Source organism: Phycisphaeraceae bacterium (assembly GCA_019636795.1).
Taxonomy (GTDB): Bacteria; Planctomycetota; Phycisphaerae; order Phycisphaerales; family UBA1924; genus JAHBWW01.
The window spans coordinates 260,504-286,104 of sequence record JAHBWW010000004.1 but is presented as its reverse complement, the minus strand read 5'-3'; the positions used below and the strand labels follow the sequence as shown (position 1 = coordinate 286,104).

The window sequence follows — 25,601 nt, the reverse complement described above, 5'->3', positions numbered from 1 at the left end:
CGACCGGCGCGGCGTGATTACGCCAGCGCCAGCATTACCCAGAGCGACTTAGTCGATGCTAGCATACTCGGTTCAGCGGTGCAATACCACTGCAAATTAACCCTGAAGGAACATGCACCACAACATCTGGTACATTCCCGTTACAAACCGGCACTCATCTTGAGCATCGGAAGCAGCAGCGCAATCGCCACCAGCACCACGACACTCGCGATCATCAGAAGCATCAGAGGCTCGATCAAACGGACAGCCGTATCCAGCATTCGGTTGATGCGAGACTCAATCGTTTCCGCGATCCCGAGCATGACCTCGTCAACGTTGCCCGCTGCCTCACCGACCGAAATCATCTCGATGACGTCTTCCTCGAACATCCCGCTCTGGGCCAATGGGGGAGCGAGGGGTTCACCCGCCCGGACCGATTCGACCGCCTTGTCGATTGCTTCCTCCATGAGGACATTTCCCGCTGCCTCGCGGGCGATCTGCATCGCGGCCAGCAAAGGCACCCCATTGGCCTCCATCGTCCCGAGCATGCGACAGAATCTGGCAGCTGCGAGCGATCGCGACAACGTGCCCGCAATCGGGATGCGGTTGCGAAGCACCACCAGGGTTCGCCGCACATCGGGCCTGCGCGTGATGCGCCACACCACCGCTGCCAGAGCGATGAGCCCAATTGCGGTGAACACGCCATAGCGCCCAAGCGCGTGGCTGATGAAAAACAAAACAGAGGTCAGCGCGGGCAACTCACCTTGACTCTTGAGACCCTCGAAGTTCGATTCGAACTGCGGCACAAAGACGATGAAGATGACCGCCAGCAGCGTGATACCCACCCCGATGAGCACGCACGGATAGATCATGTTGCCGACGACTTTGCCTCGCAACTCGGCCTGGGCCTGCACAAACTGCCCGAGGCGCGCAAAGACCTGTTCGAGGAACCCGCCTCGCTCACCTGCTCTGATCATGGCGATATGAATGCGGGGAAACACGTCCGGCTGAAGTTCCATGCCATCGGAGATCTCGCCGCCGTCGGAGACGTGCTCTGCAAGTTTGCGAAACACGGCTGCGAGTTTCTTGTCGCTCTTTGATCTGCCCAGCAGCGACAACGAACGCATGATCGGTACGCCGGCCCGCATCAGGTCGGAGAGCTGGGTGTATGCCCGCGCGAGTTTGGCAGCCGACAGTCCGCGCCGAAACCCACGCGATTCGACCTGCTCCTCGACCCGCAAGGCTGTCAACTGCTTGGCTTCGAGCTCGGCAAGCACAGCTGCATCGCTGGCCGCAGCGAGAACACCCTCGACACGCGTTCCGGCTGACGTTACCGCTGTGTATTCAAAACTCGGCATCTGGCTCCAGTATCGGCAGTATCTCAACCAGCTCGTCAACCTTCCAGCAGCGTGCGGATCGATTCCACGACCTGAGCGTCGTCGGGCTTGGTCCGCGGGTCGATGCGCTCGACCAGATGCCCCTGACGGTCGATCAGGTACTTGGTGAAGTTCCAACTCGGCTCGGCGCTGAGAAATGCCAGTTCAGCAAACAGCGGATGTGCCCCCTCGCCCTTGCAGACAATCTTCTCGAACATCGGAAAGGTCACGTCAAAGCGTTCGGTGCAGAAGGCTGCGATTTCCTCGTTCGTGCCCGGCTCCTGCCCCATGAACTCGTTGGCAGGAAACCCGAGCACGACAAATCCCTCATCCTTGTGCTCGCGATACAGGGCTTCGAGTTGTTCATACTGAGGCGTCAAGCCGCAACGACTCGCCACATTGACAATCATCACCACCTTGCCCTCATAGCGACGCAACGACTCGGGCGTGCCGTCGATGCGCGTCATCGTGTGCGCCAGAACATTGGGTGCACCGCCTGCGGGCAGTTCGGACGACTGCACCTTGCGGGTGCTGCACGCTGGCAGGGCCATGACAACTGCCAGGGCAGCAACAACGTGAGAGATTCGCAGGATCATCGAGTTCTCCATTCGGGGGTTCGGGGAAGGCATGGTTCGCCTGATAGACTTCGAGACATGGCCAGTCTCAGACGCACAGTTCGATTCTCCATCAACCCCGGAGGTGAAACCGGCGGTGTCAACGGCTCGGCCGGCATCCCGGCGATGCATGGGCTCGGGAGATACTACGAGATCGACCTGACCTGTCGCGGCGAGCCCGACCCACTCACAGGATACCTTGTCGATATCCGCGAAATCGACAGAATTGTGCGCACAATGCTTGTCCCGATCATCGCGAAGGCTTGCGAGCAGACTCCGACCGTCCATCCGGCGACGTTGATGCCGCGTCTGGTCGAGGCGGTGCGGATTGCCCATCTTGAAGGGGCCGAATCGCTGCGCTGGAGATTGAGCCCGTATCATGCAGTTGAAATGCCCGTGCAAGGTTCAGAGGAGTGGGCGGAGATCCGGGTGCGGTTCGATTTCGCAGCCGCGCATCGGTTGCATGTCCGTGCGATGAGCGATGAGGAGAATCGCCGTGTCTTCGGTCACTGCAACAACCCGAACGGTCACGGGCACAATTATCAGATCGAGCCTTGTGTGAGGGTTCGGGTTGCGGCATCCCCAATGCCGGTGGCTCGTATCGAGGAACTGGTCAAGGCGGCGATTCTGGACCGGTTTGATCACACGAACCTGAATTGTGATACTGCGGAGTTTGCACCCGATTCGGGGGTGAATCCTTCGGTCGAAAACATGGCCCGGGTGTTTTTCGGGCTTCTTAAGCCACGGATCACGGAGGCTGATCCCAACGCTTCGCTTGTGTCGATGACGGTGTGGGAGACTGAACGCACGAGCGCAACATATCCGGGTTGATGTCAGCGGCAGGCTCTGGCGACGGTAGAAGTGACGGGAATGTGACGAAAAGTGTGGAACTTCGGGCGCTGAGTCTGGTAGGGTGTAAGCAAGATGGGCATTGGGCTGATTCTGGTCGAGAAGGGGTTGATCACGCGCGAGCAGCTCGAGCGTGCTTTGACTGAGCAGCGCGAGACGGGCGAGCGGCTCGACCGGGTGCTGGTGCGGCTGAGGTTTGTCTCGCGGGCGCAGGTGCTTCAGTCGCTGGGCGATCAGTTCCAGATGCCGGTGGTGGATCTTGCGATGATCGCGCCCGATCGTGGCGTGCTGTCGATGCTGCCGCCGAAACTGGTCTACCGGCAGAGTTGCGTCCCGATCGATCGACACAACGGGACACTGACGATCGCGACGAGCGACCCGTTCGAGATCACGGCGCTGGATGAACTTCGGCTGCTGACGGGGTGCTCGATCGAACTGGTGCTGGCCGACGAAGAGGAACTGAGCAAATTCATCAGGCTGCACTACGGCGTGGGCGGCGACACGCTCGAACAGTTGTCGGCCGACAAGGACGAGCAGGCGCAGATCACTGGCGGCGAGGCTGAGGAGATCGAGCAGGCGCAGGAAGCCTCGGTCATCAAACTGGTCAACGACATTCTTTCTGAAGCGATCAACGAGCGCGCGACGGACGTGCATATCGAGCCGTACGAGGGTGAGTTGATTGTGCGTTATCGCATCGACGGCGTGCTGCAGAAAGCCAATGTGCCGGCGACGATCAACCGATTCGGCGCGGCGATCGTCAGCCGCCTCAAGATCATGTCGAGCCTGAACATCGCTGAGAAACGCAAGCCTCAGGACGGGCGCATCACGTTCGTGCATCGTGCGCCCAACACGCCCACGGCCGAGTATGACCTGCGCATGAGCGTGATTCCGATGCTCTTTGGCGAGGGCGTGGTGCTGCGCGTGCTGAGCAAGACCGCGGTGCTGCTCTCGCTTGACGATCTTGGCATGGATACGCAGACTCAGGCGCGGTGGGACAGGCTCATCTCGCGGCCGCATGGCATTGTGCTGGTCACGGGCCCGACCGGCTCGGGCAAGTCGACGACGCTGTACGCGAGTCTGAACCGGATCGTGACCGACGCGGTCAAGGTCATTACGGTCGAGGATCCGGTGGAGTATCACGTTGCGGGAGTGAACCAGATCCAGGTGAACATGAAGACGGGCCTGACGTTTGCGGCCGGCCTGCGGTCGATTCTGCGTCACGACCCGGACGTGGTGATGGTCGGCGAAATCCGCGACAAGGAGACGGCGGAGGTCGCGATTCAGGCGTCGCTGACCGGGCACATGGTGTTCAGCACGCTGCACACCAATGATTCGTCGGGCGCGACGACGCGCCTGCTCGATATGGGCGTCGAGCCGTTCCTGGTGTCGTCATCGGTCGAGGGCGTGATGGCCCAGCGTCTGGTGCGACGAATCTGCGAAGAGTGCGGCGAGCCGTACAAGCCCGAGGCCGACGAGATTCCGCCCGATTTCGAGATGTCCGAGGGTGGGATGCTCACGCGCGGGCGCGGGTGCCGCTCGTGTCGCAACACGGGGTATCGCGGGCGTGTGGGTGTGTACGAACTGCTGAGCCTGACGCACGAACTGCGCGACATGATCATGCACCGGCGCAACGCTCCGGACATCGCGGCCGAGGCACTGCGGCAGGGGCATCTGACGGTGCTGCGGGCCGACGGGTTTGCGAAGGTGCGCCAAGGGCGGACGACGCTCTCGGAAGTCGCGAGGGCTCTGACGGCCTAGTCGAGCGTGCGATACCATCCGCCGCACGCCATGGCACGAGCACACGACCCACAACACATTCTGCTGATTCGCCCGAGCGCTCTGGGCGATGTGTGCCGGACGGTGCCGGTGCTGGTGTCGCTGCGGCGGGCGCTGCCATCGGCGCGGATCGACTGGCTGGTGCAGGATTCGTTTGTCGATGCGGTGCGGGCGCACCCTGATGTGGCGCGGGTGGTGCCGTTTGCGCGCGGGGCGCTGGGGCGGGCGATGAAGCGCGGGCGGATCGGGGAGGTGTTTTCGTATCTGGGCGGGCTGCGGGCCGAGCGGTACGACCTGGTGATTGATGCGCAGGGGCTGCTGCGCAGCGCGCTGATCGGGCGTGCGAGCGGGGCGCGGCGGCGCGTGGGCTATGCCAATGCGCAGGAGTGCGGCTGGGTGTTCAATACCGAGCGGCACGCGCTGGATCGCTCGATGCACACGGTCGATCGCATGCTCGGGCTGGTCGAGCGCGCTGGCATCGCGCCGGTGCGCGACATGCGGCTGTATGCGGCGGAGGAGGATCAGATGGCGGCCCGCGCGCTGGTGCCCGAGGTCGGCATCGTGCTCGCGCCGACGAGCCGATGGGCGGCCAAGCGGTGGCCGATCGAGCGATTCGCGGCCCTGGCCGAGCGGTTGCTGCGCGAGTCGGACGAACCGATCACGATCATCGGCGCACCAGGCGAGGAAGCCCAGTGCGGGGCGCTGACGGCGCTGGCTGCACGCGAGCCGCGTGTGACGAACCTGGTCGGGCGGACGAGCATCGGGCAGACGATGGCGATCATCGAGCGCAGCGTGCTGGTGGCAGCGTGCGACTCGGCGGCGCTGCACATGGCGGTGGGCTTTGATCGGCCGATCGTGGCGCTGTACGGGCCGACGGAGGTCTCGCGTGTGGGGCCGTACCGGCGCGAGGGCGATGTGATTCAGCATGTGACGCCCGGCGACAAGCTTGATCACAAGCGCGCGGCCAATGTTGCGCTGATGGAGCGGATCGAGGTCGATGAAGTGCTCGCAGCGTGCCGTGCGCGGCTGGGCAAGAGCTAGCGGCGGTGAAAGAGTTTTTCGAGCTGGTCGATGGTGACGCGCACGGTGGTGGGCCGCCCGTGCGGGCAGGCGGCCGAGCGTTCGACGTCCTCGCGCATCGCGAGCAGTTCGCGCAGTTCTTCGTCGGCGAGTTTGTCGCCGGCCTTGACGGCGGCCTTGCAGGCCATCATGTCGAGGACTTCGTGCAATGCTTCTTCTTCGCTCACGGGCATCTCGTCGCGCTGGGCGCGTTCGAGCAGGGCCGACATGAACTCGACCGGATCGACGCCGCGCGCAAAGAGCAGCGTGGGGAACGCCCCGATGCCGATCGACGCCGGGCCGAGGATCTGGATCTCGATGCCGCAGCGGGTGAGCAAGGCTTCGAGTCGTTCGACGGCCTCGATCTGGCGGCTGGTGGCCGGGGCGGCGATTGGCGTGAGCAGTTTCTGGCTTTCGAGGGGGCCATTGCCGAGGCGTTGCCACAGGCGTTCGTACATGACGCGCTCGTGCAGGGCGTGCTGGTCGATGATGACAAGCCCGGCCTCATCCTGCGTCACCAGATACGTGTTGTGGACGGCCAGCACGCGCTCGACGGGGCGGACCACGCTCAGCGGGCGATGTTCGCTGCTGTCGCACGCGATCGCGGCTGGCAATGGGTGGCTTGCGCGGTGTTCATCTTCGGCCAGCGCGTCGCGGATGGCGCTGGGGCTGGGCATGGGCCCGGCGCGCAGGTGCTCGACAAAGGCCTGGGCCGAGCGCAGCGCAAAGCCGGGGCTCGATGATGCTCGATCATCGCTCGACAGCGCGGCGCCCGGGCCCGGCAGCGCTGCACTTTGGTGCGAGCGCGCGCCGAACAACGCTGCGCCGCCCGCGGCGGGTGTCAGGTCGGCGGTCCGCAGGGCGTCGCGCAAAGCGTGCAGCACCGCCTGATGGATCATGGACTGATCGCGGAAGCGCACTTCGAGCTTGGCCGGGTGGACGTTGACATCGACGGCTCCGGGCGGCAGGTCGAGCATGAGCACGGCGGTCGGGAAGCGCCCCGGCTCGATCAGCCCGCGGTACGCTTCCTTGATCGCGTGGGCGATGGTGCGGTCGCGAATGGTGCGGCCGTTGAGAAAGATGTGCTGGTGGCTCGCGGTCGCGCGGGCCACAGCGGGCCGGCCGATGAGCCCCCACAGCGAGAGCCCGCGCGCGTCGTCCTGATGGTCGAGGGCGACCTCGATGAGTTGCGCTTCGAGTTCGGCCCCGAGCAGCGCCAGCACGCGCTGGCGCGGCGACTGGCCCGCGTCGCACTCGAGGCGGATCTTGCCGTCGCAGCGCGCGACAAACCCGATCGCCGGGTGCGCGAGCGCGAGGTTGGTGATCCATTCAAGGCAGCGGCCCTGCTCGGTGGCGGGCGTGCGGAGGAACTTGCGCCGCGCGGGGGTGTTATAAAAAAGATTGCGAACCTCGATGGTGGTGCCGGGCGGCGCGGCGGCGGGGGCTGCGGGCGTCACGCTGCCGCCCTCGCCGGCGATGGTCCAGGCCTGATGGTCCACGCTCGCGCTGCGGTGCTCAACATCGGCGCGGGTGCGGCTGGTGATGCGTACGCGCGCGACCGAGGCGATCGAGGCGAGCGCTTCGCCGCGAAAGCCCATGGTCATGATGCGGTCAAGGTCCTCGGCCTCTCGGATCTTGCTGGTGGCGTGAGCGGCCAGAGCCAGCGGCAGGTCATCGGCCTCGATGCCCCAGCCGTCGTCGCTGACGCGCACGAGTTCGACGCCTCCGGCTTCGAGGTCGATCGAGATGCGGCTGCTGCCCGCGTCGATGGCGTTCTCGACGAGTTCCTTGACGACGCTTGCGGGGCGCTCGATGACCTCTCCGGCGGCGATCTGTCCGGCGAGCAGCGGCGACAAGCGTGCGATGCGGGGGGCCATGCGGGCGATTGTATGGGCTGCGGGCGCCAAGAGGCTGTATGATGCGTGTGTGCGGCGGCGCGCGTGAAAGGACCTGTCCATGCACGAATCCGAGCAGCAGCCCGATGTGGTGGTAGCGGCCAAGGTGGCCAGCGAGATCGAGGCCAACCTGATCGTTGCGGCGCTGGTCGAGCACGGCATCGAGGCGCGCGCGGTCGGCGGGCTGACATCGGGCTTTCGGACCGAAGCGCCGGGGAAGGTGCGCGTGCTGGTGCGGGCCGAGGACGCGGCCGACGCGGCAGCGGTGATCGACGCGGTGCTCGTGGCCGCGGCCGAGATCGACTGGTCGCAGATCGACGTGGGCGAGATGGAGGACTAGGCGGCGGGGCGGGTCGGATCGCCTGTCGCTCGCGCGGCATCGTGACGGGGTCGAAGGTGATCGCATCTTCACGGGTGCCTTCGCCCGCTGCCCTCCTAACTTCTTCTCTTCCTCCCCCATGTCCCGCGCAGCGATGCCGGATGACGCACGGGTTCCCGCGCGATGCACAGCCCTCGAAATGAGTACCGCCCACACCGCCCCGGCACGACTGCGCGACCTCCTCGGTCGCGCGATGTGGTACCCACCCTGAGAGTCGTGAACAAATGATCGCGCAGCGGGGCTTGGGCCCCGCTTTTCTTGCGCCTCACGCGCAGCAATCGCCATCACGCGGACGGTTTTCATGCGGCTGGCGTTCGGGCGCGGGCGCGAGCGCTGCGAATGAAGGACAAGCGGGCAACCGGTCGATATCCTTTGCCCTATGACGATCGAAGTTCTGCTTGTGCTCGCAACGCTGGTCGGAGTGCTGGGCCTGCTGGCGGCAACTCGCATTGCGGCCGATGCGATTCTCGCCGCTGCACTCGTGTTCATGCTCGCCGTGCCGTATCCGAAAGATGGCGTCTGGAAACTGGGCATCCTTTCGAGCAGCGACGGGCTGGCGGGGTTCAGCAACTCGGGCATGCTGACGGTGGGTGTGCTGTTTGTCGTGGTCGCCGGGCTGCGCGAGACGGGCGGGATCGACTTCATCGCCAGCCGTCTGCTCGGCAAGCCCAGGAGCGAACGCGGCGCAATCGTGCGCGTCATGACCCCCGTGTGGGGCATGAGCGCGTTTCTCAACAACACGCCCGTCGTGGCGATGATGATTCCAGCTGTTCAGGACTGGGCCCGCAAACTCAACCTCGCGCCCAGCAAACTCATGATCCCGCTGAGTTACTCGGCCATTCTTGGCGGCACGTGCTCGCTCATCGGCACGAGCACGAACCTCGTGGTCGCGGGGATGCTCATTGCCACGCTCGCGGCTGCGGGCGATGTTGTTGACCCTGCCAACATGCGGGCACTGCGGATGTTCGACATCACATGGGTCGGACTGCCGACGGCGATCATCGCGGCGCTGTTCCTGATCTTCATCGGGCCCAAACTGCTGCCCGGGCGCAAGGCCTCGACGAACCTGATGGTGGACCCCAAGGAATACTCGCTCGAACTCATCGTGCCCGAGGGCAGCTCGATGGCGGGCAAGACCGTCGAAGCCGCCGGGCTGCGGGCGCTGCCGGGGTGCTATCTGGTCGAGATCGAGCGCGGGGGCGACATTCTCTCGGCGGTCGGGCCCGATCAGATTCTGCGCGAGGGCGACCGGCTGGTGTTTGCCGGCGTCGTCGATTCGATCAAGGAACTGGCCAACGCGCGCGGGCTGGCGCTGGCGACCAATCAGGTCTTCAAGCTCGACTCGCCGCGCTATCGCCGCCGGTTGTTCGAGACCGTCGTCGCACCCGGGTCACGTCTGGCCGGACGCACGATCCGCGAGTCGCGCTTTCGCAACCTCTATAATGGCGCGGTCATCGCGGTGGCACGCAACGGCGAACGCATCCGCGGCAAGCTCGGTGACATCAGGCTCAAGGGCGGCGACCTGCTGCTCGTGGAGTCTGACCCGGGCTTTGTCGATCGCGTCGGGAGTTCTCGCGACTTTCTGCTCGTGAGCAAGCTCGAGGATTCAACGCCGCGAAGGCACGGACGCGCGCCGCTGGCGGTGGCCATCCTCGTTGCGATGGTGGCGCTGGCGACCTTCGAGGTCTATCCGATGCTCACCGCGGCGATGCTCGCTGCCGGGGCCATGGTGCTCACACGCTGCTGCACCATCACCGAAGCGCGGCGCAGTATCGACTGGAGCGTGCTGATCGTCATCGGCGCGGCGCTGGGCATCGGAACGGCGATGGACAAGACAGGTGCGGCGCGACTCATCGCCGGAACCGTGATCGGCCTCTTCGGGTCCAACCCGCATCCGTGGCTGCTCCTGCTGGCGATCTACATCGTGACGAGTTTCTTCACCGAGATCATCACGAACAACGCTGCGGTGGCGCTGGCCTTCCCGATCGCACTGGCGACGGCCAACGCGCTGGATGTGAACTTCATGCCGTTCGTCATCGCGATCATGATGGCCGGGTCGGCGAGTTTCGCCACGCCGCTGGGCTACCAGACGAACCTGATGGTCTATGGTCCGGGCGGGTACACGTTCAAGGACTTCCTCAAGATCGGCGTGCCGATGAATGTGGTTGTGGGGATCTGCGCGGTGATTCTTGCGCCGATCGTGTTCCCGTTCTGAGATGGCCGGCACGCGGGACGCGGCAATCGGCTGTCTGGTTCCGACTTTGTGCTTGCCAGAATGACACTGAGTCGTTATGGTGTATGCGAATGGGTCGCAGCGGGGTGCCGCTACGAACCGGGGTGTAGCACGAGATCCGATCCACACTCAGGAAGGGAGAACAACATGCGAAGCTTCTTTGTGGCGATGGCAACAGGGGCGCTCACGCTCGCAGCGAGCTCGGCTGCGGGGCAGTGGACCGCCACGGTGCTGCACCCAAGCGGGCAAATTCAATCCGAACTTACCGGCGTCGATGTGGATGTTCAGGCCGGAACCATCTTCACAGGATCGAGCAATCGCGCGATCCTCTGGAACGGATCGCCTTTGCTGTGGAGCGACATCACCCCCGCTGTTGCCACTTCGGCCACAATCGTCGATATGGAAGGTGGCAATCAGGTCGGGTCGGCAGTGATCAGCGGCGGCTGGCGTGCCGGATGGTGGAACGGAACCGCTGCCTCATTTGTCGATCTCAACCCGCCCGGAGCCGTCGGATCTTTCGGCGTTGCCATCGATGGCTCACGGCAGGGAGGCACGGTCTATCTGACCGGCTTCGGATATCAAGCGTCTCTCTGGACCGGCACGCCGCTGTCATGGGTCAATCTGCATCCGGCCGGCTTCGACGAATCGTTCGTCCAAGGGCTGAACTCCACCCACCAGGTTGGATTCGTCACGCTCGGCAAACAATCCAGAGCGGCGCGGTGGCGTATGACGGTTGACACCTTCGTCGATCTGCACCCGGCGGGGGCCGACTCAAGCGTCGCCGTCGGCATGCATTCATCGGTGCAGGTCGGAGCTGCAATGTTCGGCGGCGAGTGGCAGGCCGGGCAGTGGAACAACACGGCTGATAGTTTTTTCAACATGCACCCCGCCGGCGAAGTATCGTCGGTCGTCTTGGCCACGCATTCCCGCATGCACGTCGGGAATGTGGAAAAACCGAGCGGCGACATTGTGGCTGCACTCTGGGACAGCGCGACAACGGTGTACGAAAACCTGCATGTTTACCTGCCCGCCCATTACCGGCACTCTATCGCCCAGAGTGTGATGGTCACGCCCAGCTGTATCCGCGTCGGGGGATATGCGATGGCCGACCAGTCGCCGTGGCAAGAGGCCGTGCTGTGGCGCAAATCAATGTGCCATGGAGACCTCAACGGCGACTGCAAACTCGATTTCTTTGATGTGCAGCTCTTCCTGGCCCTCTTCTCGCTCGGCGATCCAGCAGCCGACTTCAACGGCGACGGCAACCTCGACTTCTTCGACGTGCAGGCCTTTCTGACAGCGTTCAGCGCTGGATGCCCATGAACTGTGTGATAAATATCTGACTATGCCTGATCGGCGATACGTTCCTTGAGCGCGCGTCGAAGGATCTTGCCCGTTGCGTTGCGCGGCAGCGCATCGAGCACTTCGATGCGGCGCGGCACCTTGTAGCCGGCGAGTTTCTCGCGGCATATGCCCAGAACCCCGCGCTCGTCATACGTCGCGCCCTCGGCGATCTCGACGAACGCGAGCGGCACCTCGCCGCGGATCGGATCGACCTCGCCGATGACGGCGCTGGCGTGGATGCACGGGTGCTGGTTGATGACTTCCTCGATCTCGCGCGGAAAGACATTCTCGCCGCCGACGATGAGCATTTCCTTGATGCGGCCGGTGATCGAGAGATGGCCCTCGGCGTCGAAGCGTGCCATGTCGCCGGTGCGCAGGAACCCGCGCTCGTCGAAGGTCGCGGCCGTCTCCTGCGGAAGTTTGAAGTAGCCCTTCATGACGTTCGGGCCCTTGATGCGCAGCTCGCCATCGACTCCCGGCGGGAGCTGGCGTCCCGTTTCAGGATCGATGATCTGCTCGATGATGCCGGGCAGCGCGCGGCCGACCGAGTGCGGCTTGTATTCCTCGGGGCGGCACCAGTTGGTCACCGGCGCGGTCTCCGTCATGCCGTAGCCCTCGGCGATGGTCACGCCGAAACGATCGCGAAAGCGATCGGCAACATCATCGGGCAAGGGCTCGCCGCCCGAGACCGCGTACTTGAGCGACGCAAAGTCTTCGGGCTTTGCACTCTTGACCTGCAACATCGCGTTGTACATCGACGGGATGGCGACAAAGAACGTCGGGCGATGCTTGCGGAACAGATCCACGATCTTCGTCGGAGTGAAACGCGCGGTGTACACCACGCGCAGCCCCGCCGAGAGTGGAAGCAGCGTCAGCACCGTCAGCCCGAACGAGTGAAACTGCGGCAGCACGCCCAGGAACATGTCGCTGCGACTGAACTGCACCCACTCGAAGACCTGGCGGATGTTGGCCGAGAGATTGCCGTGGCTGAGCATGACGCCCTTGGGCTTGCCGCTGGTGCCCGAGGTGTAGAGGATGACGGCCAGATCATCGTCGGCACCGCCGCGCGGCCAGCGCGGGGCAGGCAAGCCGCCCAGCGCGAGGTCTTCGAGTTTGACCAAGTGTTTGACGCGCGGCGCAGCACCAAGATGTTCGAGCATCGGACCCGCCGTGAGGATAATGTCCGTCTCGCAATCGTCCACCACGTACTGAAGTTCGTCGGGCCGCAGCAGATAGTTGAGCGGCACAAGCGTGCGCCCGAGCATCCACGTCGCCAGGGCAGCGATAGGGAACGCGCCGCTCGTCGGGAGCATCACGCCCACGTTTTTCGTCGCCGAGCGCGTTTCGATCGCATCGGCCAGGTTCATCGACGCCACAAGCAGCTCGACACCCCGATAGTCGCGGCGGTCGTCGGTGACGGCGATCTTGCGGGCGTTTGCTGCCAGACGGCGGATGATGGGCCAATGAACGGACATGGGTCTTGCTATCCTCTTATCTGCGAAATGAACATCATGCGGAGGTTGCAGCGATGATACACGAAAGAATGGGCCTGCGTCTGATGCAAGCAGCAGCGGTCAGTGCGCTTGGCCTGACGCTGGCAGCGTGCGAAGGCAAGCAACCACCACCGGCACCCGCTCCATCTTCCGCTCCCGGCCCGCAGTCTCCCGAGCCGCACCCCGGCCCACCCGACGCTGCGCAGCCGCACGAGCCTGAGTCACCTGCCCCCGCACCCGCTCAGACTGCGCCCGAGCCGACCATCCCCGATGAGCCTCTGGCCGGCGTGCTCGGCGGTGAGCCATTCGCGCTGCGACGGGCCGAGCGCATGGGCACCGCGCTGCGGCTGGCGGGCGAAGGCGACTACGCCGTCACGCTCGTGTTCTTCAATGAACCGGATCGTCGCTCGTGGAGCATTCTCGAACCGGCTGCCTTCGGTGCGCCGCATCTGCATGTGCGCACACCGGGCGCAGTGGCTGTGGTGATGGAGGGCTATCGCATGCTGCTCGAACTCGATCAAAGCGGGCAGCGCGGCGGCATCTGGCTCGAACTGCCCGACCAGCGCGGCTCTATCGCAGGAACATTCACGATCGTGCCTTCACCCTGACACGGCGTTGCACGCTCACGGCGGGCTTGCTGTATTCCTGCCCGCGCATCACATGCTCACTCAACCGCCGCAGTCTCGCGCTCGGCGATGACCGCGGCCGCGACGGCATCGGGCGGGAGCTGCGCGAAATCCTCGATCTCTGGCTCGACCGTCGGCACATGGCGCATGGTGTGCTGAATGTACAGCACAAGGCCCGCCCCGCCGATGGCCACAACCCCGCACATCCACTGCGGCAGGCTGAGTCTTTCGCCGAGCACGAAGTACGAGATGATCCCGACGCCGAAGGGCTGCAACTGAAGTACCGCAGTCGAGACGGCCACGCCCAGGCGCGTGATGCTCATGTAGTACAGCACGTGCGTGCCCGCGATGCCCGTGAAGGCCGAGAGCATCAGCAGGCCGAACAAACCCGGGCTGAGTGAGAGCGGCACCGCCCCGTGATCTTTGGCCATGATGAGCATGAGCACCAGCAGCACGCCCGCCGTGACCTGACTGATCGCGGCGAAGGCGAAGTACGACGGCACCCCCCGCATGCAGTGCCGCACCGCAAGCCCGTAGCCGCCAAAGCCCGCGCCCGACCCGATGGCCAGGGCCATTCCCGCGACAATCCGGTCGTTTCCCGCCCCTTCGCCCAGCTCGAACACCATCACGCCCACCGTGCCCGCTGTGGCGAGGCTCGCGCCGATGATAAATCCCCTGGACGCGATGACCGAGCGCTCGCCCGCGAAGAGAATGGCCGCACCGATCGCGACGAAGATGATCTGCATGCGCAGCCCGATGATGAGCATGGCCGGATCGATCAGGTAGAACCCGCTTGTGAAGAGGATCTGCGCCACGACATTGACCGCTGAGGGCACGAGCGCCTTGCGCAGCAGCCCCGGCGGGATCTTTCCTTTGCGCGCGCCGATGATGAGCACCGGCATCCAGACCAGCGCCGCCATGCCGTAGCGCCAGCCGTTGTTGGTCCAGAAGTCGATGTGCGGCGAGAGGTACGAAATGAAGACCGGCGTGACCGACCACCCGACGAGCGTCAGCGCGATCGTCAGCATGCCTGCCCACTGTCCGCTCGACGACTGCCCCGACGTATTGCCTCCCAAACCGACTCTCCCCCCTCTTGCGGCCCCCACTTCCTGATGCATGTTCGGCCTCTGCCGAGGGGCAGCAATGCTAGACTCACTGCGGCTGCACTCCAATTGCCATGTATACGGGGCTCTACCATCTTGGCCTGCTGTTCGTCGGGGGTGGCGTCGGAACGCTGCTTCGCTTTGGCGTGGTGCGTTGGGTGCATACCGCCGGGCCGGGCGGGTTTCCGTACGGCACGCTGGCGGTCAATATCATCGGCTGCTTTGCCATCGGCGCGCTCTGGCACACGCTGGCGACGACCTGGGCGGTGCGCGAGGAGGTCCGGCTGGCGCTGCTCGTCGGGCTGATCGGCGGCTTCACAACATTTTCGACCTTCGGGCTTGAGACGATCCAGCTGTGGTCCGATGGCCATCAAGCGCGGGCGATTGTGTATGTGCTGGCGTCCAATATCTTCGGGCTGGCGGCGGTGCTCGCGGGGCTGAGTCTGTTTCCCGGAGTCAAGGAGCACGCGACATGAGGCTGCTGGTCGTCCGACATGGCAAGGCCGAACGCATCAGCGAATCGGGTCTCGACCGCGACCGGACGTTGCGGCTGCGCGGTCAGCGACAGGCCGAGTTTCTGGGCGCGGCCTTCGGGCAGCAGCGGCTGGCGCCCGACGTGATTGTCGCCAGTTCGTTCGTGCGTGCCCAGCAGACGGCCGAGATTCTCGCCCGCATCCTGCGCGTCGCGCTGATCAGCGATGATCGCCTGCTGTGCGATGCGCCTGTCTCCGAAGCGCTCGACCTGATCGCCGAGCACGCGGCACTCGGCCAGTCACCTTGTTTTGTCGGGCACAACCCGCAGCTCGAGGATCTGGTCACGGTGCTGACGCTGGGTCCGACGGGCTATGGGCAGCGGCTGCGCACCGGCGAGGCGGTGCATCTCGAGCTGGATCCGTCGGCGCCGATGTCGTCGGCGCGCGAACTGGCCAGGCTGAGGCTGGCGGGCGAAGATTGACGCGCCGCTCTGTTGTGCCAACACTTGCCTGATGACCCGTACTTTCTCCTGCTCCGGCTCTTTTGTGCGTGAGGCTACTTCATGGCGCGCATGACCCGCCAGCGAGCGGCGATCGAGGAAGCGTTCGCGCACGCCGCACGCCCGCTGAGCCCGCAGGAAGTGCTCGCCGCCGCCTCGCGCGAGATCGCCGACCTTGGGCTGTCCACCGTCTACCGCACGCTGCGCCGGCTCGAGGAGGAGGGGCTTATTGTGCCCGTCGATGTGCCCGGCGAGCCCCCGCGTTACGAACTCAAGGAAGCCGCGGCGCACCACCACCACCACTTTCATTGCGATTCGTGCGGCAAGGTCTACGACATCCACGGCTGCCCGAGCGGGCTGGCGGGGCTCCTGCCGCCGGGCTTCGTGCTCAGCGGCCACACGATCGTGCTGCATGGCCGCTGTGCGGCGTGCGCGTGAGGACGGCAGGGAGCGCCAACGTCACATCAGGCAGCGCCAACGAGACTCGAACCCAATCACCCCCCCAACGACTCGCCCCACCGGCCGCTCACAGACACCCGGCGCTGAATGCGTTGAGGTAGGCCTGCACGTCAAAGAAATCGAAGATCCCGTCGTTGTTGAAATCGGCACTGGGATTCTGCGCGCTGAACCAGTTGAGGAACAACTGCACATCGAAAAAGTCGAGGATGCCATCCTGAGTCAGATCGGCCGCGCACAGCAGGCCAACATACACCCTGTCGTCGTCGAGATTGATCCACCCGATGTTCTCGCCCCAGACAAAGCCGCGCAGGCGACGGGCTGCGAAATCGACCTTTGCGGGATTGCGAGGAGCCGCCAGCGCCCCGCCGCTGAAGTTGATCCACCCGACGTTCTCGCCCCACGCATAGCCCGAGAGGTTGTTGTTGGGGCCGGAGTAGTTGACGCCGAAGGTGGTGTGGTCGGTGTTGGCGTAGGGCCCATTGCCGTCGCCAAGATAAATCCAGCCGACGTTCTCGCCCCAGATGAACCCCGAGAGGAAGCCACTCTCGACCTGCGGGACTGCAGGCCCCGGCGTGTTGCCCCAGTTGAGGAAGCCGACATTCTCGCCCCAGGCGAACGTGTGTTTGGGGTCGATGAGTTGGGCGCTGCTCGCGGTGGCCGTCAGCGCAACGACTACAAGCCGAAGTATTGCGATGCGCGTGTTCATCATGGTGAGCTGCTCCTTTCTCGCAATGAAGGTTCAATACGAGAAGTTGGCCCACGGGTTTTCGCTCACCAGCGCCGACGTCGCGCCGCCGAGCCCGACCACGGCCGGGTTGCTGAGCGCCGTGACGTTGACGATCCCGCCGTGGCGGTTGTCGGCCGCCAGATCCCAGTTGGTCGTGTTGCCCGAGCAGGAGTTGCGCACGATGATCGAGCCGAAGGTGTCGCAGTCGATCCCGCGACCGTTGCCCGTGCAGTTGTTGTCCTCGATGCGGTTGTCGATGCCCGCGGTATGAATGCCGGCGCCCGCGGTGCCGCCGCTGCCCGTACCGTTGAGCGAGCACACATTGCCGCGAATGATGCAGCGGTTGGTGGCCCGGATGCCATCGACTCCGTTGCTGACGCTAAGGCACGATGCGATCAGGCAGTTGTCCGTCGCGCGGATCCCATCGGCCGTGTTGTTGCGGGCGCTGCACCCGATGAACGAGCAGCCGGACTGGACCAGAAAACCGGAGGACCCGCTCCCCTCGGCCGTGCAGTGCTCGAAGCGTGTGTTTCCCGAGGATGAGAATCCATAAAACTTGTGCAGTTGTGCGGTGCAATCGCGCACAATACAGCGAACGCCCAATGCGATGCCCAGCGCGTTGTTCACAGCGGTACAGTTAGTCACCACCGAGTCGGTGCCGACCTGCAAGCCGATGTTGCCATTGTCACGCACTGTACATGCTTCGACGATGCACGAGTGGCTGCACTCAATGCCGATGTTTCCATTGGCCTGAACGATGCAGTGGCGGACAATGGCGCATGTGCCCACGCTGATGCCGCGATCACCATTATCAGCCGTGATGATGTGTTCGACGAGCGCATTGTGTCCTGTGATGAACTGGACGCCCGATCCGCCCCAGTTGCGCACGATACCATTGCGGACGATGATGTTGCGGTACTGGCCGGAGTTTGCAGCGATCCCCGTGAAGATGCCTCCGACCCCCAGGACCGCAAAGCCGCCCAGGTCGATCGATACGTCGGACGATTCAATGAGAATGCCATACTTGTCGGGTTGGCCTACGAGGTTGCCGCTCAGGTAATAACTGCCCGGCTGCGAGATGCGGTAGGTCGCGTCGGCCGTGCCTGGCGTGTTGGTCGCGTTGATCGCGATGCGCGGCTCAACCTCGGTGAGCGTCTTGCCCGTCGGCGCAATCGGACCAGGTGGCGGATTCAGAGGGCCGGCGTGCGCAGTGCGCGAACCGGCAAAGAGTGCCCCCGCAGCCAGCCCGCCCAGCCCGGCAAGCAGCGCACGACGGTCGGCACCGATTCCACCGGGGAGGGACCCACTGGCTTCATAAGAATCTACGGACATGGCCTGGTTCTCCGTTCCTGCTTGTGATGCTCGCTCGGGCTGAGAAAAGCAACGAATGCCACCGCAGCACCGCCGATAGAGCAAGGTACCGTACAACCGCATCGCATGCAAGACTTCTGATTGAAAAACCCAACTGATGAACCGCCAGAAGAGGCTTGCTCAACCTGCCAAGCGGGAGACACGTCTCCAAATTGGATGGGTGACTGGCAGAGTCCCCGGCGTGGCCCCACGACTGCACGCCGGGAGCCGCAGGCCGCGTGTACCATCTGCCCAATGCACGTTGACATCTGCCACCTTGCGCTTTGTCTTGCCACATCGCCGCTGCTCGAAGTCGGAGGCCGCGCCCACGTCGCGCTTGTTCACTTTCCGATCGCGCTGGTCGCGGCAGCACTGTTCTTCGAACTCGTGCGCCTCGCCCGACGCCGCACATCACCCTCACCCGCGGCACTCGGCTGCTTGGCGCTCGGTCTGGCGGGCGGACTCGCGGCCATCGCCAGCGGCTGGCTGCACGCCGACGCCGAAGGCCTGAGCGGTTCGCCAGCCGTCGAGTGGCACCGCTGGACCGCCATCGTGTCGATCGCGGCAGTCCTGCTCACTCTTGGGCTTGCGCTTGCAGGTTTAAAGGAAACCGCCGTGAGTGTGCGCCGCCTCTCGGTGGTGTTTCTTGTTCTGGCCGTTGCTCTGGTCAGCCTCGCGGGGCATCAAGGCGGCGAACTGGTGTGGGGCAAGGGCTACCTCCTGGCACCACTCAAACGCGCCGCAGCCGCGACCGATTCTCTTCCCGTCGCGCCGGAACTTTCCATTGAACCGTCAGCCGGGCCGGTGAGTTTCGCGCGCGATCTCGCGCCGATCTTCGCAGCCGCATGCATCGAATGTCACGGCCCCGACAAGCAGAGCGGCAAACTCCGCCTCGACACCTACCAGCACCTCTCCGCAAGCCCGTACTTCGATGAGATCGTTGTGCCCGGCATGCCCGAACTCAGCAGCCTCCACGAGCGCATCACACTGCCACAATCTCACGCCGACTTCATGCCCAAGCGCGGCGTCCCCCTCCCTGCCGAACACGTCGAACTCATTCGGCAGTGGATCGAACAGGGTGCAAGCCCAAGCGCGTCGGCGATTCCCGCACGCGACCACATCACACACGTCGTGCACGAGGCATCGCTCCACACCAAACCCGCCGACCCCACGCAACCCTGGTGGCACGACGCAACGTTCTATCAGATCTTCGTTCGCTCCTTCGCCGACTCGACCACCGGCCCGCTCGCCGGCGACGGCATCGGAGACCTGCGCGGCCTCATCGAACGACTCGACTACCTCAACGACGGCGACCCCACCACATCCACCGACCTCGGCGTGAGCGGACTCTGGCTCCTGCCGATCAACCCTTCACCGAGCTATCACGGCTACGACGTCACCGACTATCGCGGCGTGAACCCGCAATACGGCACGCACGAAGACCTGCGCGAACTGCTGGCCGAATGCCACAAACGCGGCATCCGAGTTATCATCGACCTCGTCATCAATCACTGCTCGTCGCAGCATCCGTGGTTCCTCGAAGCCATCGACCCCAATAGCGACAAGCACGACTGGTTCGTCTGGCGCGACGAGCCGCTCACCGGCCCCGGCGCACCCAATCACACTGTCTGGCACGACCGCCAGAAACGCCGCAACAACAAGGTCTACTACGGTTTCTTCTACCACGGCATGCCCGACTTCAATCTGCGTTCCCCATCCGCCACCGCAGCCATTCATGACTTCTCACGCTACTGGCTCGCCGACATCGGCATCGACGGCCTGCGCCTCGACGCCATCAAGCATCTCATCGAAGACGGCGTAGTCTTCGAAAACACCGCCGAAACCATCGCATGGCTCGAAGACTACCGCGCTGCCATGCACCGTGCGGCCCCCGAAGCGTTCCTAGTCGGCGAGATCTGGGCTTCAACCGAACAAGTCCAGCGTTACATCCCCGGCGGGGTCGATTCGGCTTTCGAGTTCGACATCGCATTCGCGATCGCCGAAGCGCTCAACTCGGCCAAGGCAGCCCCACTTGCAGCCGCACTCAAAAAGGCTTACAACGCTTACGGCTCGGGCATCTATTCGACATTCATCGGCAACCACGACATGGACCGAGTGCGAAGCCGGCTTGGCAACTCGATCGAGCGTGCTCGGGCCGCTGCCAGTATCCAGTTCACCATGCCCGGCGTGCCGTTCATCTATTATGGAGAAGAGATCGGCATGATCGGCACCAAACCCGACCCCGACCTTCGCACACCAATGCAATGGACCAGTGAGCCCGAGAAGGCCGGGTTCTCGAACGTAAACCCCTGGCGAGCACCAAATCCCGATACGCCGAACGTCAACGTTGCCGTTCAAACCGATGACCCGCAAAGCCTCCTGAGTCACTACCGCACGCTCATCCGCCTGCGCCAGGCGACACCGGCGCTTGCAGTCGGCGACTTCATGCTCGCAAGCGCGTCAAGCCCGCAGGTGCTTGCGTTCACTCGCACTCATCAGCACCAGACTGTCCTCGTCATCATCAACCTCAGCGACCAGGCTCTCGAAGGCGTGACCATCAAGCCTCACGACAGCGTGCTCGCATGTGCAGGCCCGCTACGCGATGTCCTTGCCTCAGCAACGGTTAATCCGCGCCAGGGCCAGGACACTTGGACTCCCATCGCTTCGCTCGCGCCCTATGCCTGCCACGTCATCGTGTGCCGCAGCGAGTAACCGCGGCTTTGCTCGTGTTGTTTACGACTTCCCGCACCCGGCCGAGAACTGCCCCAGGAAGATCTGCACATCAAAGAAGTCGTGCACGCCATCGTCATTCAGATCTGCCGAAGGCTGACTCGCGGAAAACGCCGCGAGAAATGCCGAGACATCAAAGAAATCGACCAACCCGTCGCCATTGAAGTCTGCCGGGCACGACGTCGTAGGCTGCTCTGCAATCGCTACGAGATTCAGCCCAAAAGAGGTCGTAAGCGTCAACGACTCGGCAACCAACGTCAGAATCACGTTCGCGACCACGCCTTCTGTCAGCGTCGGCAGTTCGATCGGAAACGGCGGTAACTCAAATCCCTCGATCGGCAACTCCACTTCCGCCTCCTGCGTCTCCACCGCAATGCTGATTCGAAGCGTCCCACCCGCCAACCGCTCGATCTGACCCGAAAGGGGCAGTGCGACCGGCAAACCATCAATCGGCGTCTCGACAGGTTCCGATCCGGGAAGACCGATGGAAAGTGTCAACGAAATCTCCGCAGTCAACAACGCGGTGAAGCCAAAGACATTCGGGTCCTCTGTCTCCGTCAACACTCCAACACCCGCATCGACTTGTGCAACTTCAGCGCGGCTCACATCGCCGATTTGCCCGAGCGGAACCGTAATCGGAATTCCTCCTGGATAGATAAACGTCGGACTGAACGTGCGAAACAAATCATACAGCAACGTAGCCGAAAGATTCGTTGCGCCGACACTTCCGTTGAGTAAATCCAGTGTCAAGCCGTCGATCGAAAACTGCAACCCCTCGAAATCAATGTCGATCACGAACCCACCGGCTGGTGAACCATCGACCTCTGTAGCTGTCTCGAGGTCGATCGTCACCGGAATGGGCATGTTGCCCGAACCGCCAAACAACCCGGGTCTCGTCTGAGTCCCCGTTGGATTCGTGTCAGCGTCGTAATTGCCGATCAACGTTCCTGCCGTTGCCAGAACTGCGTCCGCACCGAAAGCAGCCGAACTCGCCTTGCTATTGACCGTAGCCTCGAACGACTGCCCCATCGCTGCTCCCGCGAGCATCCCGAGCGCCACCATACCAGTCAATCCCCTCATCGCGATCTCCTCTCAGTGTGAACCACATGAAGTATACCGAGCGACAGAGTGGGCACAAGAAAAGTGCCTGGCATCGCCAAAAGAGTGTCGGAACAAGAAGGGGATTGGTCCAATAACTCCGCTTCGCGTACTTCAATGCGGGTGATGTTCGTTCAACTTATCGAAGTGCTTGCTCAACACGCGTTCGAGTTTGTCCGCCCCGACCGAGACGACAGCAAAGAAGTCATCCCCATGGTGTTCAATGACAAAAGGCTCGTGTCCCGCGGGTCTTGCCTCCATCAGACAACGCTTGTCATTAGGCGAGTGCTTGACTCCATTATGATCGCTCACGTGGACCTCAACCCGTGTAATCCGTGTGGCGTACCGCCCGATACTCCGTTCTAGTTCTTCCCGGATGTGCTGCTCAAGTGACTCACTGCCTTTGACATCTGCGAAGTTGACCTGCACCTGCATGGCGTTTCCTCCTTGTCAAGTGGTACGAACACTGAGGGACACGGTTCGCCCTCTGCTACCACTCCGGCCCACCGCTGTATCGTCCATAAATATCCGCCATCGCCTGAGTCATTTCACCGAGTGTACACCCTGCAAGCGCAGCGTTGACCAGTGCTGGCATCACATTGGTCGGCTCAAGCCCAAGTTCACCGGCCGACTGCACATACGCACACACCACTCCGCCACGCATCAGTTTCGCCCCCGGCGAACCCGGATCACCATCGCGGCAGGTCATGCGGATGCGCTCCAACGCCTCACGCACCGCTGCAACGTCTCGATTCGCCTTGAACGCGCCAAGCCTGCTCACCTGATCATCCTCGACTTCACTCCCGATCATGAGAATGTCGATTGGTCTCTTCTCATTATCCTCGGTGTACTCATTGACGCCCACAATAATGCGATCGCCCGCTTCACACTCTTCACTGAATCGATAGCTCGCTTCGGCGATCTGCCGACGGAAATACCCCTTGTTGATCCCCGCGACAACGCCGCCCCCATGCTCGATCGACCAGTGCGACTTGCACGCAGGCCATTGACCCCCCGCCATGCCGTCAATCTCTTCAATCAGTGCCAGCGCCTCGGCCTCGACACGATCGGTCAGCGACTCGATGAACCACGAACCACCAAGCGGATCGGTCGTTCGTGTCACTCCTGTTTCGTGTGCCAGGATCTGCTGCGTGCGCAGCGCCACCGTCACGGCCTGTTCTGTCGGCAAGCCCAGAGTCTCATCCATCGAATCGGTGTGCAGGCTCTGACACCCGCCGAGCACTGCCGCCATCGCCTGATACGCCACACGCACGATGTTGTTCAGCGGCTGCTGCTCCGTCAGGCTGCACCCTGCCGTCTGCACATGCGTCTTCATGTACCAACTCTTCGGACTCTTGGCGCCGTACACATCGCGCATCCGCCGCGCCCAGATCCTTCGCGCCGCGCGGAGCTTCGCGATTTCCTCGAAGAACTCATTGTGGCTGTTGAAGAAGAAACTCAGCCTCGGTGCAAACTCGTCGATCTCAAGCCCGCGCATCAGACACGCCTCGACATACTCCATCCCGTCGCGCAACGTGAACGCCAACTCCTGAGGCCCGGTCGATCCTGCCTCGCGAATGTGATACCCCGAAATCGACACACTGTGCCATCTCGGAACAAGCCGTGACTGAAACTCGATCGTGTCCACAACCAGTTTCACCGAAGGTTCGGGCGGATAGATGTATTCGTTCTGCGAGTGGAACTCCTTGAGAATGTCGTTCTGCAACGTCCCGCCCAGCGTGTCCCACGAAATCCCGCGCTGCATCGCCATGCCCAGATACATCGCCCAGATTGCCGCAGCCGGACCGTTGATCGTCTGGCTCACCGTTACCGTGTCAACGGGAATGTCCGAATACAACCGGTGCATGTCCTCGATCGTGTCGATCGCAACACCACACTTGCCAACTTCACCCAGACACAGCACATCATCCGAGTCCCGGCCCATCAGCGTCGGCAGATCAAACGCTGTCGACAGGCCAGTGTTCGCCTTTGTCGAGGTCTTCGCCGCTTCGAGCAGGTACTTGAAACGACGATTCGTATCATCCGCCGAGCCAAACCCCGCAAACTGCCGCATCGTCCAAAGCCGCGTGCGGTACCCTTCGGGAAACAGCCCTCGCGTGTACGGAAACTCACCCGGAGCCGCGATATCTCGCTCCACCTGCTGCAACGATTCAGGCAGATTCTCCGGACCATACATCGGGTCCAGCACAATCCCCGAAATCGTCACCGCGTGCGGGTCAATGTCCGGCCCAACGATCCTGCTCGTGCCAACCGCCGATCCTGCCATCGTCATGTGCTGCCTCCCATAAGTCCTCGAACCAGACCTGCCCGAACTTTAGGGCATTCTCGAATCTCAGGCTCGGACTGCCCACCCTATTCGATCCGCCTCGCCCAGACCGCACGCCACCTTCCACGCCACGACGGATTTCAAGAAACTGCTGCATCGGCCAGACCCTCTCCATCGAAAGCAAGATTGAGAGCCAGTTCTTCGGGGGTTGTCCCCCGCAAAGGCTCAACACATCGTGAACACTTTTTGAAGGAGTCCTGAATGACCGTTTCTCAACGTCTCACTGCTGTCCTTGCGCTTTCGATTGGGGCAGGCCTCGCTTCGGCCGGCCCAGACAAGACATGCGCTCCCACATGCGCATCCGCCGTTACGGCCGCCTCGGCACAAATTGCCGATATCGCGCATCAGGCCCCAGACATCATCGACACGGCCCTTGCCGCCGGAAACTTCAAGACGCTCGCCGCTGCCCTCACCGCCGCCGACCTCGTCGGCGCCCTCAAGGGCCAAGGACCATTCACCGTCTTCGCCCCCACCGACGAAGCCTTTGCCAAACTCCCCAAGGGAACCATCGAAACCCTTCTCAAGCCTGAGAACAAGAAGATGCTCCAGGCCGTCCTTCTCTATCACGTCGTCCCCGGCGTCGTACCCGCATCGCAAGTCGTCAAGACAACAGGAGCCACCACCCTCGGTGGTCAGCGCATCGAGATCAATGCCTCCAGTAAAGGTGTCATGATCGACGGGGCAAAAGTCACAGCGACTGACATCAAGGCGTCCAACGGCATCATCCATGTCATCGACTCCGTCATCCTCCCCGAGTCGAAAAACATCGTCGAAGTTGCTGCCGCTTCTGGGTCATTCTCAACCCTTCTCGCCGCCGCAAAGGCTGCGGGCCTTGCCGATCTGCTGGGCTCTGAAGGGCCATTCACAATTCTTGCCCCCACCGACGAAGCCTTCGAAAAACTCGGAGCCGCAACAATCTCCAACCTCCTCAAGCCGGAAAACCGCGAAAAACTCGCAGCCGTGCTCAAGTTCCACGTCGTTCCCGGTCGCATCTTCGCCCGCGATGCACTTGTTGCCGGTGCAGCAAACTCGGCCCAAGGCGGAAGCCTCGTCTTCAGCGTCCGCGAAGGACGCCTCGTCGTCAACGGCATCTCAATCCTCGCTACCGACATCGACGCATCCAATGGCGTCATTCATGTGATCGACTCCGTACTCCTGCCGGAGTAATCCGTACGTGGACTCCCTCTGCTCATC

Annotated in this window: 22 protein-coding genes; 12 read left to right on the top strand and 10 right to left on the bottom strand. The window is 63.1% G+C overall.

Annotation, left to right across the window (positions count from 1 at the left end; all coding sequences use genetic code 11):
* Positions 1-140 precede the first annotated feature (140 nt).
* Both KF757_10275 and KF757_10270 read right to left on the bottom strand, forming a co-directional pair.
* Positions 141-1,337 carry a type II secretion system F family protein gene (locus KF757_10275; GenBank protein MBX3323365.1) on the bottom strand — a complete coding sequence of 399 codons (1,197 nt, stop codon included), beginning with the start codon at positions 1,335-1,337 and terminating at the stop codon, positions 141-143.
* 35 nt (positions 1,338-1,372) lie between these two features.
* Positions 1,373-1,822: a glutathione peroxidase gene (locus KF757_10270; protein MBX3323364.1), complete on the bottom strand. Its 450-nt coding sequence runs from the start codon at positions 1,820-1,822 to the stop codon at positions 1,373-1,375.
* 186 nt (positions 1,823-2,008) lie between these two features.
* Between KF757_10270 and KF757_10265 the strand changes: the two genes are divergently transcribed.
* The 3 genes from KF757_10265 to KF757_10255 all read left to right on the top strand — a co-directional run bounded on the left by KF757_10265 (position 2,009) and on the right by KF757_10255 (position 5,635).
* Positions 2,009-2,800: a 6-carboxytetrahydropterin synthase gene (locus KF757_10265; protein ID MBX3323363.1), complete on the top strand. Its 792-nt coding sequence runs from the start codon at positions 2,009-2,011 to the stop codon at positions 2,798-2,800.
* A gap of 93 nt (positions 2,801-2,893) precedes the next feature.
* Complete coding sequence (gene tadA / locus KF757_10260) at positions 2,894-4,576, top strand: Flp pilus assembly complex ATPase component TadA (GenBank protein MBX3323362.1); 1,683 nt, start codon at positions 2,894-2,896, stop codon at positions 4,574-4,576.
* Positions 4,577-4,606: 30 nt separating this feature from the next.
* On the top strand, positions 4,607-5,635 hold the full coding sequence (locus KF757_10255; GenBank protein MBX3323361.1) for a glycosyltransferase family 9 protein: 1,029 nt from the start codon (positions 4,607-4,609) through the stop codon (positions 5,633-5,635).
* On the opposite strand, the gene mutL is transcribed toward KF757_10255, so the two are convergent.
* The gene (mutL, locus tag KF757_10250; protein MBX3323360.1) at positions 5,632-7,530 is read right to left on the bottom strand and encodes a DNA mismatch repair endonuclease MutL; all 1,899 of its coding nucleotides are present in this window, start codon (positions 7,528-7,530) and stop codon (positions 5,632-5,634) included. The genes KF757_10255 and mutL overlap by 4 nt on opposite strands.
* Positions 7,531-7,609: 79 nt before the next feature.
* Here mutL and KF757_10245 point away from each other — a divergent pair, with 79 nt between their 5' ends.
* The 3 genes from KF757_10245 (at position 7,610) to KF757_10235 (ending at position 11,480) form a co-directional block, all read left to right on the top strand.
* Positions 7,610-7,888 (top strand): DUF2007 domain-containing protein, encoded by a 279-nt coding sequence (locus KF757_10245; GenBank protein ID MBX3323359.1) that lies wholly within the window; start codon positions 7,610-7,612, stop codon positions 7,886-7,888.
* 418 nt (positions 7,889-8,306) lie between these two features.
* A complete protein-coding gene (locus tag KF757_10240) occupies positions 8,307-10,142 on the top strand; it encodes an SLC13 family permease (protein ID MBX3323358.1) in 1,836 nt (611 codons plus the stop codon).
* A gap of 165 nt (positions 10,143-10,307) precedes the next feature.
* Entirely contained in the window at positions 10,308-11,480 is a 1,173-nt protein-coding gene (locus tag KF757_10235; GenBank protein ID MBX3323357.1) for a hypothetical protein, read from the top strand.
* A gap of 20 nt (positions 11,481-11,500) precedes the next feature.
* On the opposite strand, the gene KF757_10230 is transcribed toward KF757_10235, so the two are convergent.
* Positions 11,501-12,976: an AMP-binding protein gene (locus KF757_10230; GenBank protein ID MBX3323356.1), complete on the bottom strand. Its 1,476-nt coding sequence runs from the start codon at positions 12,974-12,976 to the stop codon at positions 11,501-11,503.
* 53 nt (positions 12,977-13,029) lie between these two features.
* Between KF757_10230 and KF757_10225 the strand changes: the two genes are divergently transcribed.
* Positions 13,030-13,602 carry a hypothetical protein gene (locus KF757_10225; protein ID MBX3323355.1) on the top strand — a complete coding sequence of 191 codons (573 nt, stop codon included), beginning with the start codon at positions 13,030-13,032 and terminating at the stop codon, positions 13,600-13,602.
* A 56-nt stretch (positions 13,603-13,658) separates the two neighbouring features.
* On the opposite strand, the gene KF757_10220 is transcribed toward KF757_10225, so the two are convergent.
* Positions 13,659-14,696, bottom strand: a complete 1,038-nt coding sequence (locus KF757_10220; GenBank protein ID MBX3323354.1) for a DMT family transporter — start codon at positions 14,694-14,696, stop codon at positions 13,659-13,661.
* Between the two features lie 101 nt (positions 14,697-14,797).
* Here KF757_10220 and crcB point away from each other — a divergent pair, with 101 nt between their 5' ends.
* The 3 genes from crcB (at position 14,798) to KF757_10205 (ending at position 16,134) form a co-directional block, all read left to right on the top strand.
* Entirely contained in the window at positions 14,798-15,199 is a 402-nt protein-coding gene (gene crcB / locus KF757_10215) for a fluoride efflux transporter CrcB (GenBank protein MBX3323353.1), read from the top strand.
* Positions 15,196-15,678 (top strand): histidine phosphatase family protein, encoded by a 483-nt coding sequence (locus KF757_10210; protein ID MBX3323352.1) that lies wholly within the window; start codon positions 15,196-15,198, stop codon positions 15,676-15,678. The genes crcB and KF757_10210 overlap by 4 nt, the downstream gene beginning before the upstream one ends.
* 81 nt (positions 15,679-15,759) lie before the next feature.
* A complete protein-coding gene (locus tag KF757_10205) occupies positions 15,760-16,134 on the top strand; it encodes a transcriptional repressor (GenBank protein MBX3323351.1) in 375 nt (124 codons plus the stop codon).
* An 88-nt stretch (positions 16,135-16,222) separates the two neighbouring features.
* Here KF757_10205 and KF757_10200 read toward each other — a convergent pair whose 3' ends face one another.
* Both KF757_10200 and KF757_10195 read right to left on the bottom strand, forming a co-directional pair.
* Positions 16,223-16,864: a hypothetical protein gene (locus KF757_10200; protein MBX3323350.1), complete on the bottom strand. Its 642-nt coding sequence runs from the start codon at positions 16,862-16,864 to the stop codon at positions 16,223-16,225.
* Positions 16,865-16,894: 30 nt separating this feature from the next.
* Complete coding sequence (locus KF757_10195; protein ID MBX3323349.1) at positions 16,895-18,214, bottom strand: right-handed parallel beta-helix repeat-containing protein; 1,320 nt, start codon at positions 18,212-18,214, stop codon at positions 16,895-16,897.
* Between the two features lie 273 nt (positions 18,215-18,487).
* Here KF757_10195 and KF757_10190 point away from each other — a divergent pair, with 273 nt between their 5' ends.
* The gene (locus KF757_10190) at positions 18,488-20,944 is read left to right on the top strand and encodes a DUF3459 domain-containing protein (protein ID MBX3323348.1); all 2,457 of its coding nucleotides are present in this window, start codon (positions 18,488-18,490) and stop codon (positions 20,942-20,944) included.
* A 21-nt stretch (positions 20,945-20,965) separates the two neighbouring features.
* On the opposite strand, the gene KF757_10185 is transcribed toward KF757_10190, so the two are convergent.
* The 3 genes from KF757_10185 to KF757_10175 all read right to left on the bottom strand — a co-directional run bounded on the left by KF757_10185 (position 20,966) and on the right by KF757_10175 (position 24,353).
* Positions 20,966-22,042: a hypothetical protein gene (locus KF757_10185; GenBank protein MBX3323347.1), complete on the bottom strand. Its 1,077-nt coding sequence runs from the start codon at positions 22,040-22,042 to the stop codon at positions 20,966-20,968.
* A gap of 132 nt (positions 22,043-22,174) precedes the next feature.
* Entirely contained in the window at positions 22,175-22,495 is a 321-nt protein-coding gene (locus tag KF757_10180; GenBank protein MBX3323346.1) for an HPF/RaiA family ribosome-associated protein, read from the bottom strand.
* A gap of 55 nt (positions 22,496-22,550) precedes the next feature.
* Entirely contained in the window at positions 22,551-24,353 is a 1,803-nt protein-coding gene (locus tag KF757_10175) for a methylmalonyl-CoA mutase (GenBank protein MBX3323345.1), read from the bottom strand.
* Between the two features lie 255 nt (positions 24,354-24,608).
* On the opposite strand from KF757_10175, the gene KF757_10170 reads away from it, so the two are divergent.
* Entirely contained in the window at positions 24,609-25,574 is a 966-nt protein-coding gene (locus KF757_10170) for a fasciclin domain-containing protein (GenBank protein ID MBX3323344.1), read from the top strand.
* The last annotated feature ends 27 nt before the right edge of the window (positions 25,575-25,601 follow it).

Coding starts and splice junctions, on each gene's coding strand:
- KF757_10225 (MBX3323355.1), top strand. CDS start 13,030: ATGATACACGAAAGAATGGGCCTGCGTCTGATGCAAGCAGCAGCGGTC.
- KF757_10245 (MBX3323359.1), top strand. CDS start 7,610: ATGCACGAATCCGAGCAGCAGCCCGATGTGGTGGTAGCGGCCAAGGTG.
- KF757_10210 (MBX3323352.1), top strand. CDS start 15,196: ATGAGGCTGCTGGTCGTCCGACATGGCAAGGCCGAACGCATCAGCGAA.
- KF757_10175 (MBX3323345.1), bottom strand. CDS start 24,353: ATGACGATGGCAGGATCGGCGGTTGGCACGAGCAGGATCGTTGGGCCG.
- KF757_10255 (MBX3323361.1), top strand. CDS start 4,607: ATGGCACGAGCACACGACCCACAACACATTCTGCTGATTCGCCCGAGC.
- KF757_10265 (MBX3323363.1), top strand. CDS start 2,009: ATGGCCAGTCTCAGACGCACAGTTCGATTCTCCATCAACCCCGGAGGT.
- mutL (MBX3323360.1), bottom strand. CDS start 7,530: ATGGCCCCCCGCATCGCACGCTTGTCGCCGCTGCTCGCCGGACAGATC.
- KF757_10170 (MBX3323344.1), top strand. CDS start 24,609: ATGACCGTTTCTCAACGTCTCACTGCTGTCCTTGCGCTTTCGATTGGG.
- KF757_10185 (MBX3323347.1), bottom strand. CDS start 22,042: ATGAGGGGATTGACTGGTATGGTGGCGCTCGGGATGCTCGCGGGAGCA.
- KF757_10200 (MBX3323350.1), bottom strand. CDS start 16,864: ATGATGAACACGCGCATCGCAATACTTCGGCTTGTAGTCGTTGCGCTG.
- KF757_10205 (MBX3323351.1), top strand. CDS start 15,760: ATGGCGCGCATGACCCGCCAGCGAGCGGCGATCGAGGAAGCGTTCGCG.
- crcB (MBX3323353.1), top strand. CDS start 14,798: ATGTATACGGGGCTCTACCATCTTGGCCTGCTGTTCGTCGGGGGTGGC.
- KF757_10230 (MBX3323356.1), bottom strand. CDS start 12,976: ATGTCCGTTCATTGGCCCATCATCCGCCGTCTGGCAGCAAACGCCCGC.
- KF757_10180 (MBX3323346.1), bottom strand. CDS start 22,495: ATGCAGGTGCAGGTCAACTTCGCAGATGTCAAAGGCAGTGAGTCACTT.
- KF757_10235 (MBX3323357.1), top strand. CDS start 10,308: ATGCGAAGCTTCTTTGTGGCGATGGCAACAGGGGCGCTCACGCTCGCA.
- KF757_10195 (MBX3323349.1), bottom strand. CDS start 18,214: ATGTCCGTAGATTCTTATGAAGCCAGTGGGTCCCTCCCCGGTGGAATC.
- KF757_10275 (MBX3323365.1), bottom strand. CDS start 1,337: ATGCCGAGTTTTGAATACACAGCGGTAACGTCAGCCGGAACGCGTGTC.
- KF757_10240 (MBX3323358.1), top strand. CDS start 8,307: ATGACGATCGAAGTTCTGCTTGTGCTCGCAACGCTGGTCGGAGTGCTG.
- KF757_10190 (MBX3323348.1), top strand. CDS start 18,488: ATGCACGTTGACATCTGCCACCTTGCGCTTTGTCTTGCCACATCGCCG.
- KF757_10270 (MBX3323364.1), bottom strand. CDS start 1,822: ATGACGCGCATCGACGGCACGCCCGAGTCGTTGCGTCGCTATGAGGGC.
- tadA (MBX3323362.1), top strand. CDS start 2,894: ATGGGCATTGGGCTGATTCTGGTCGAGAAGGGGTTGATCACGCGCGAG.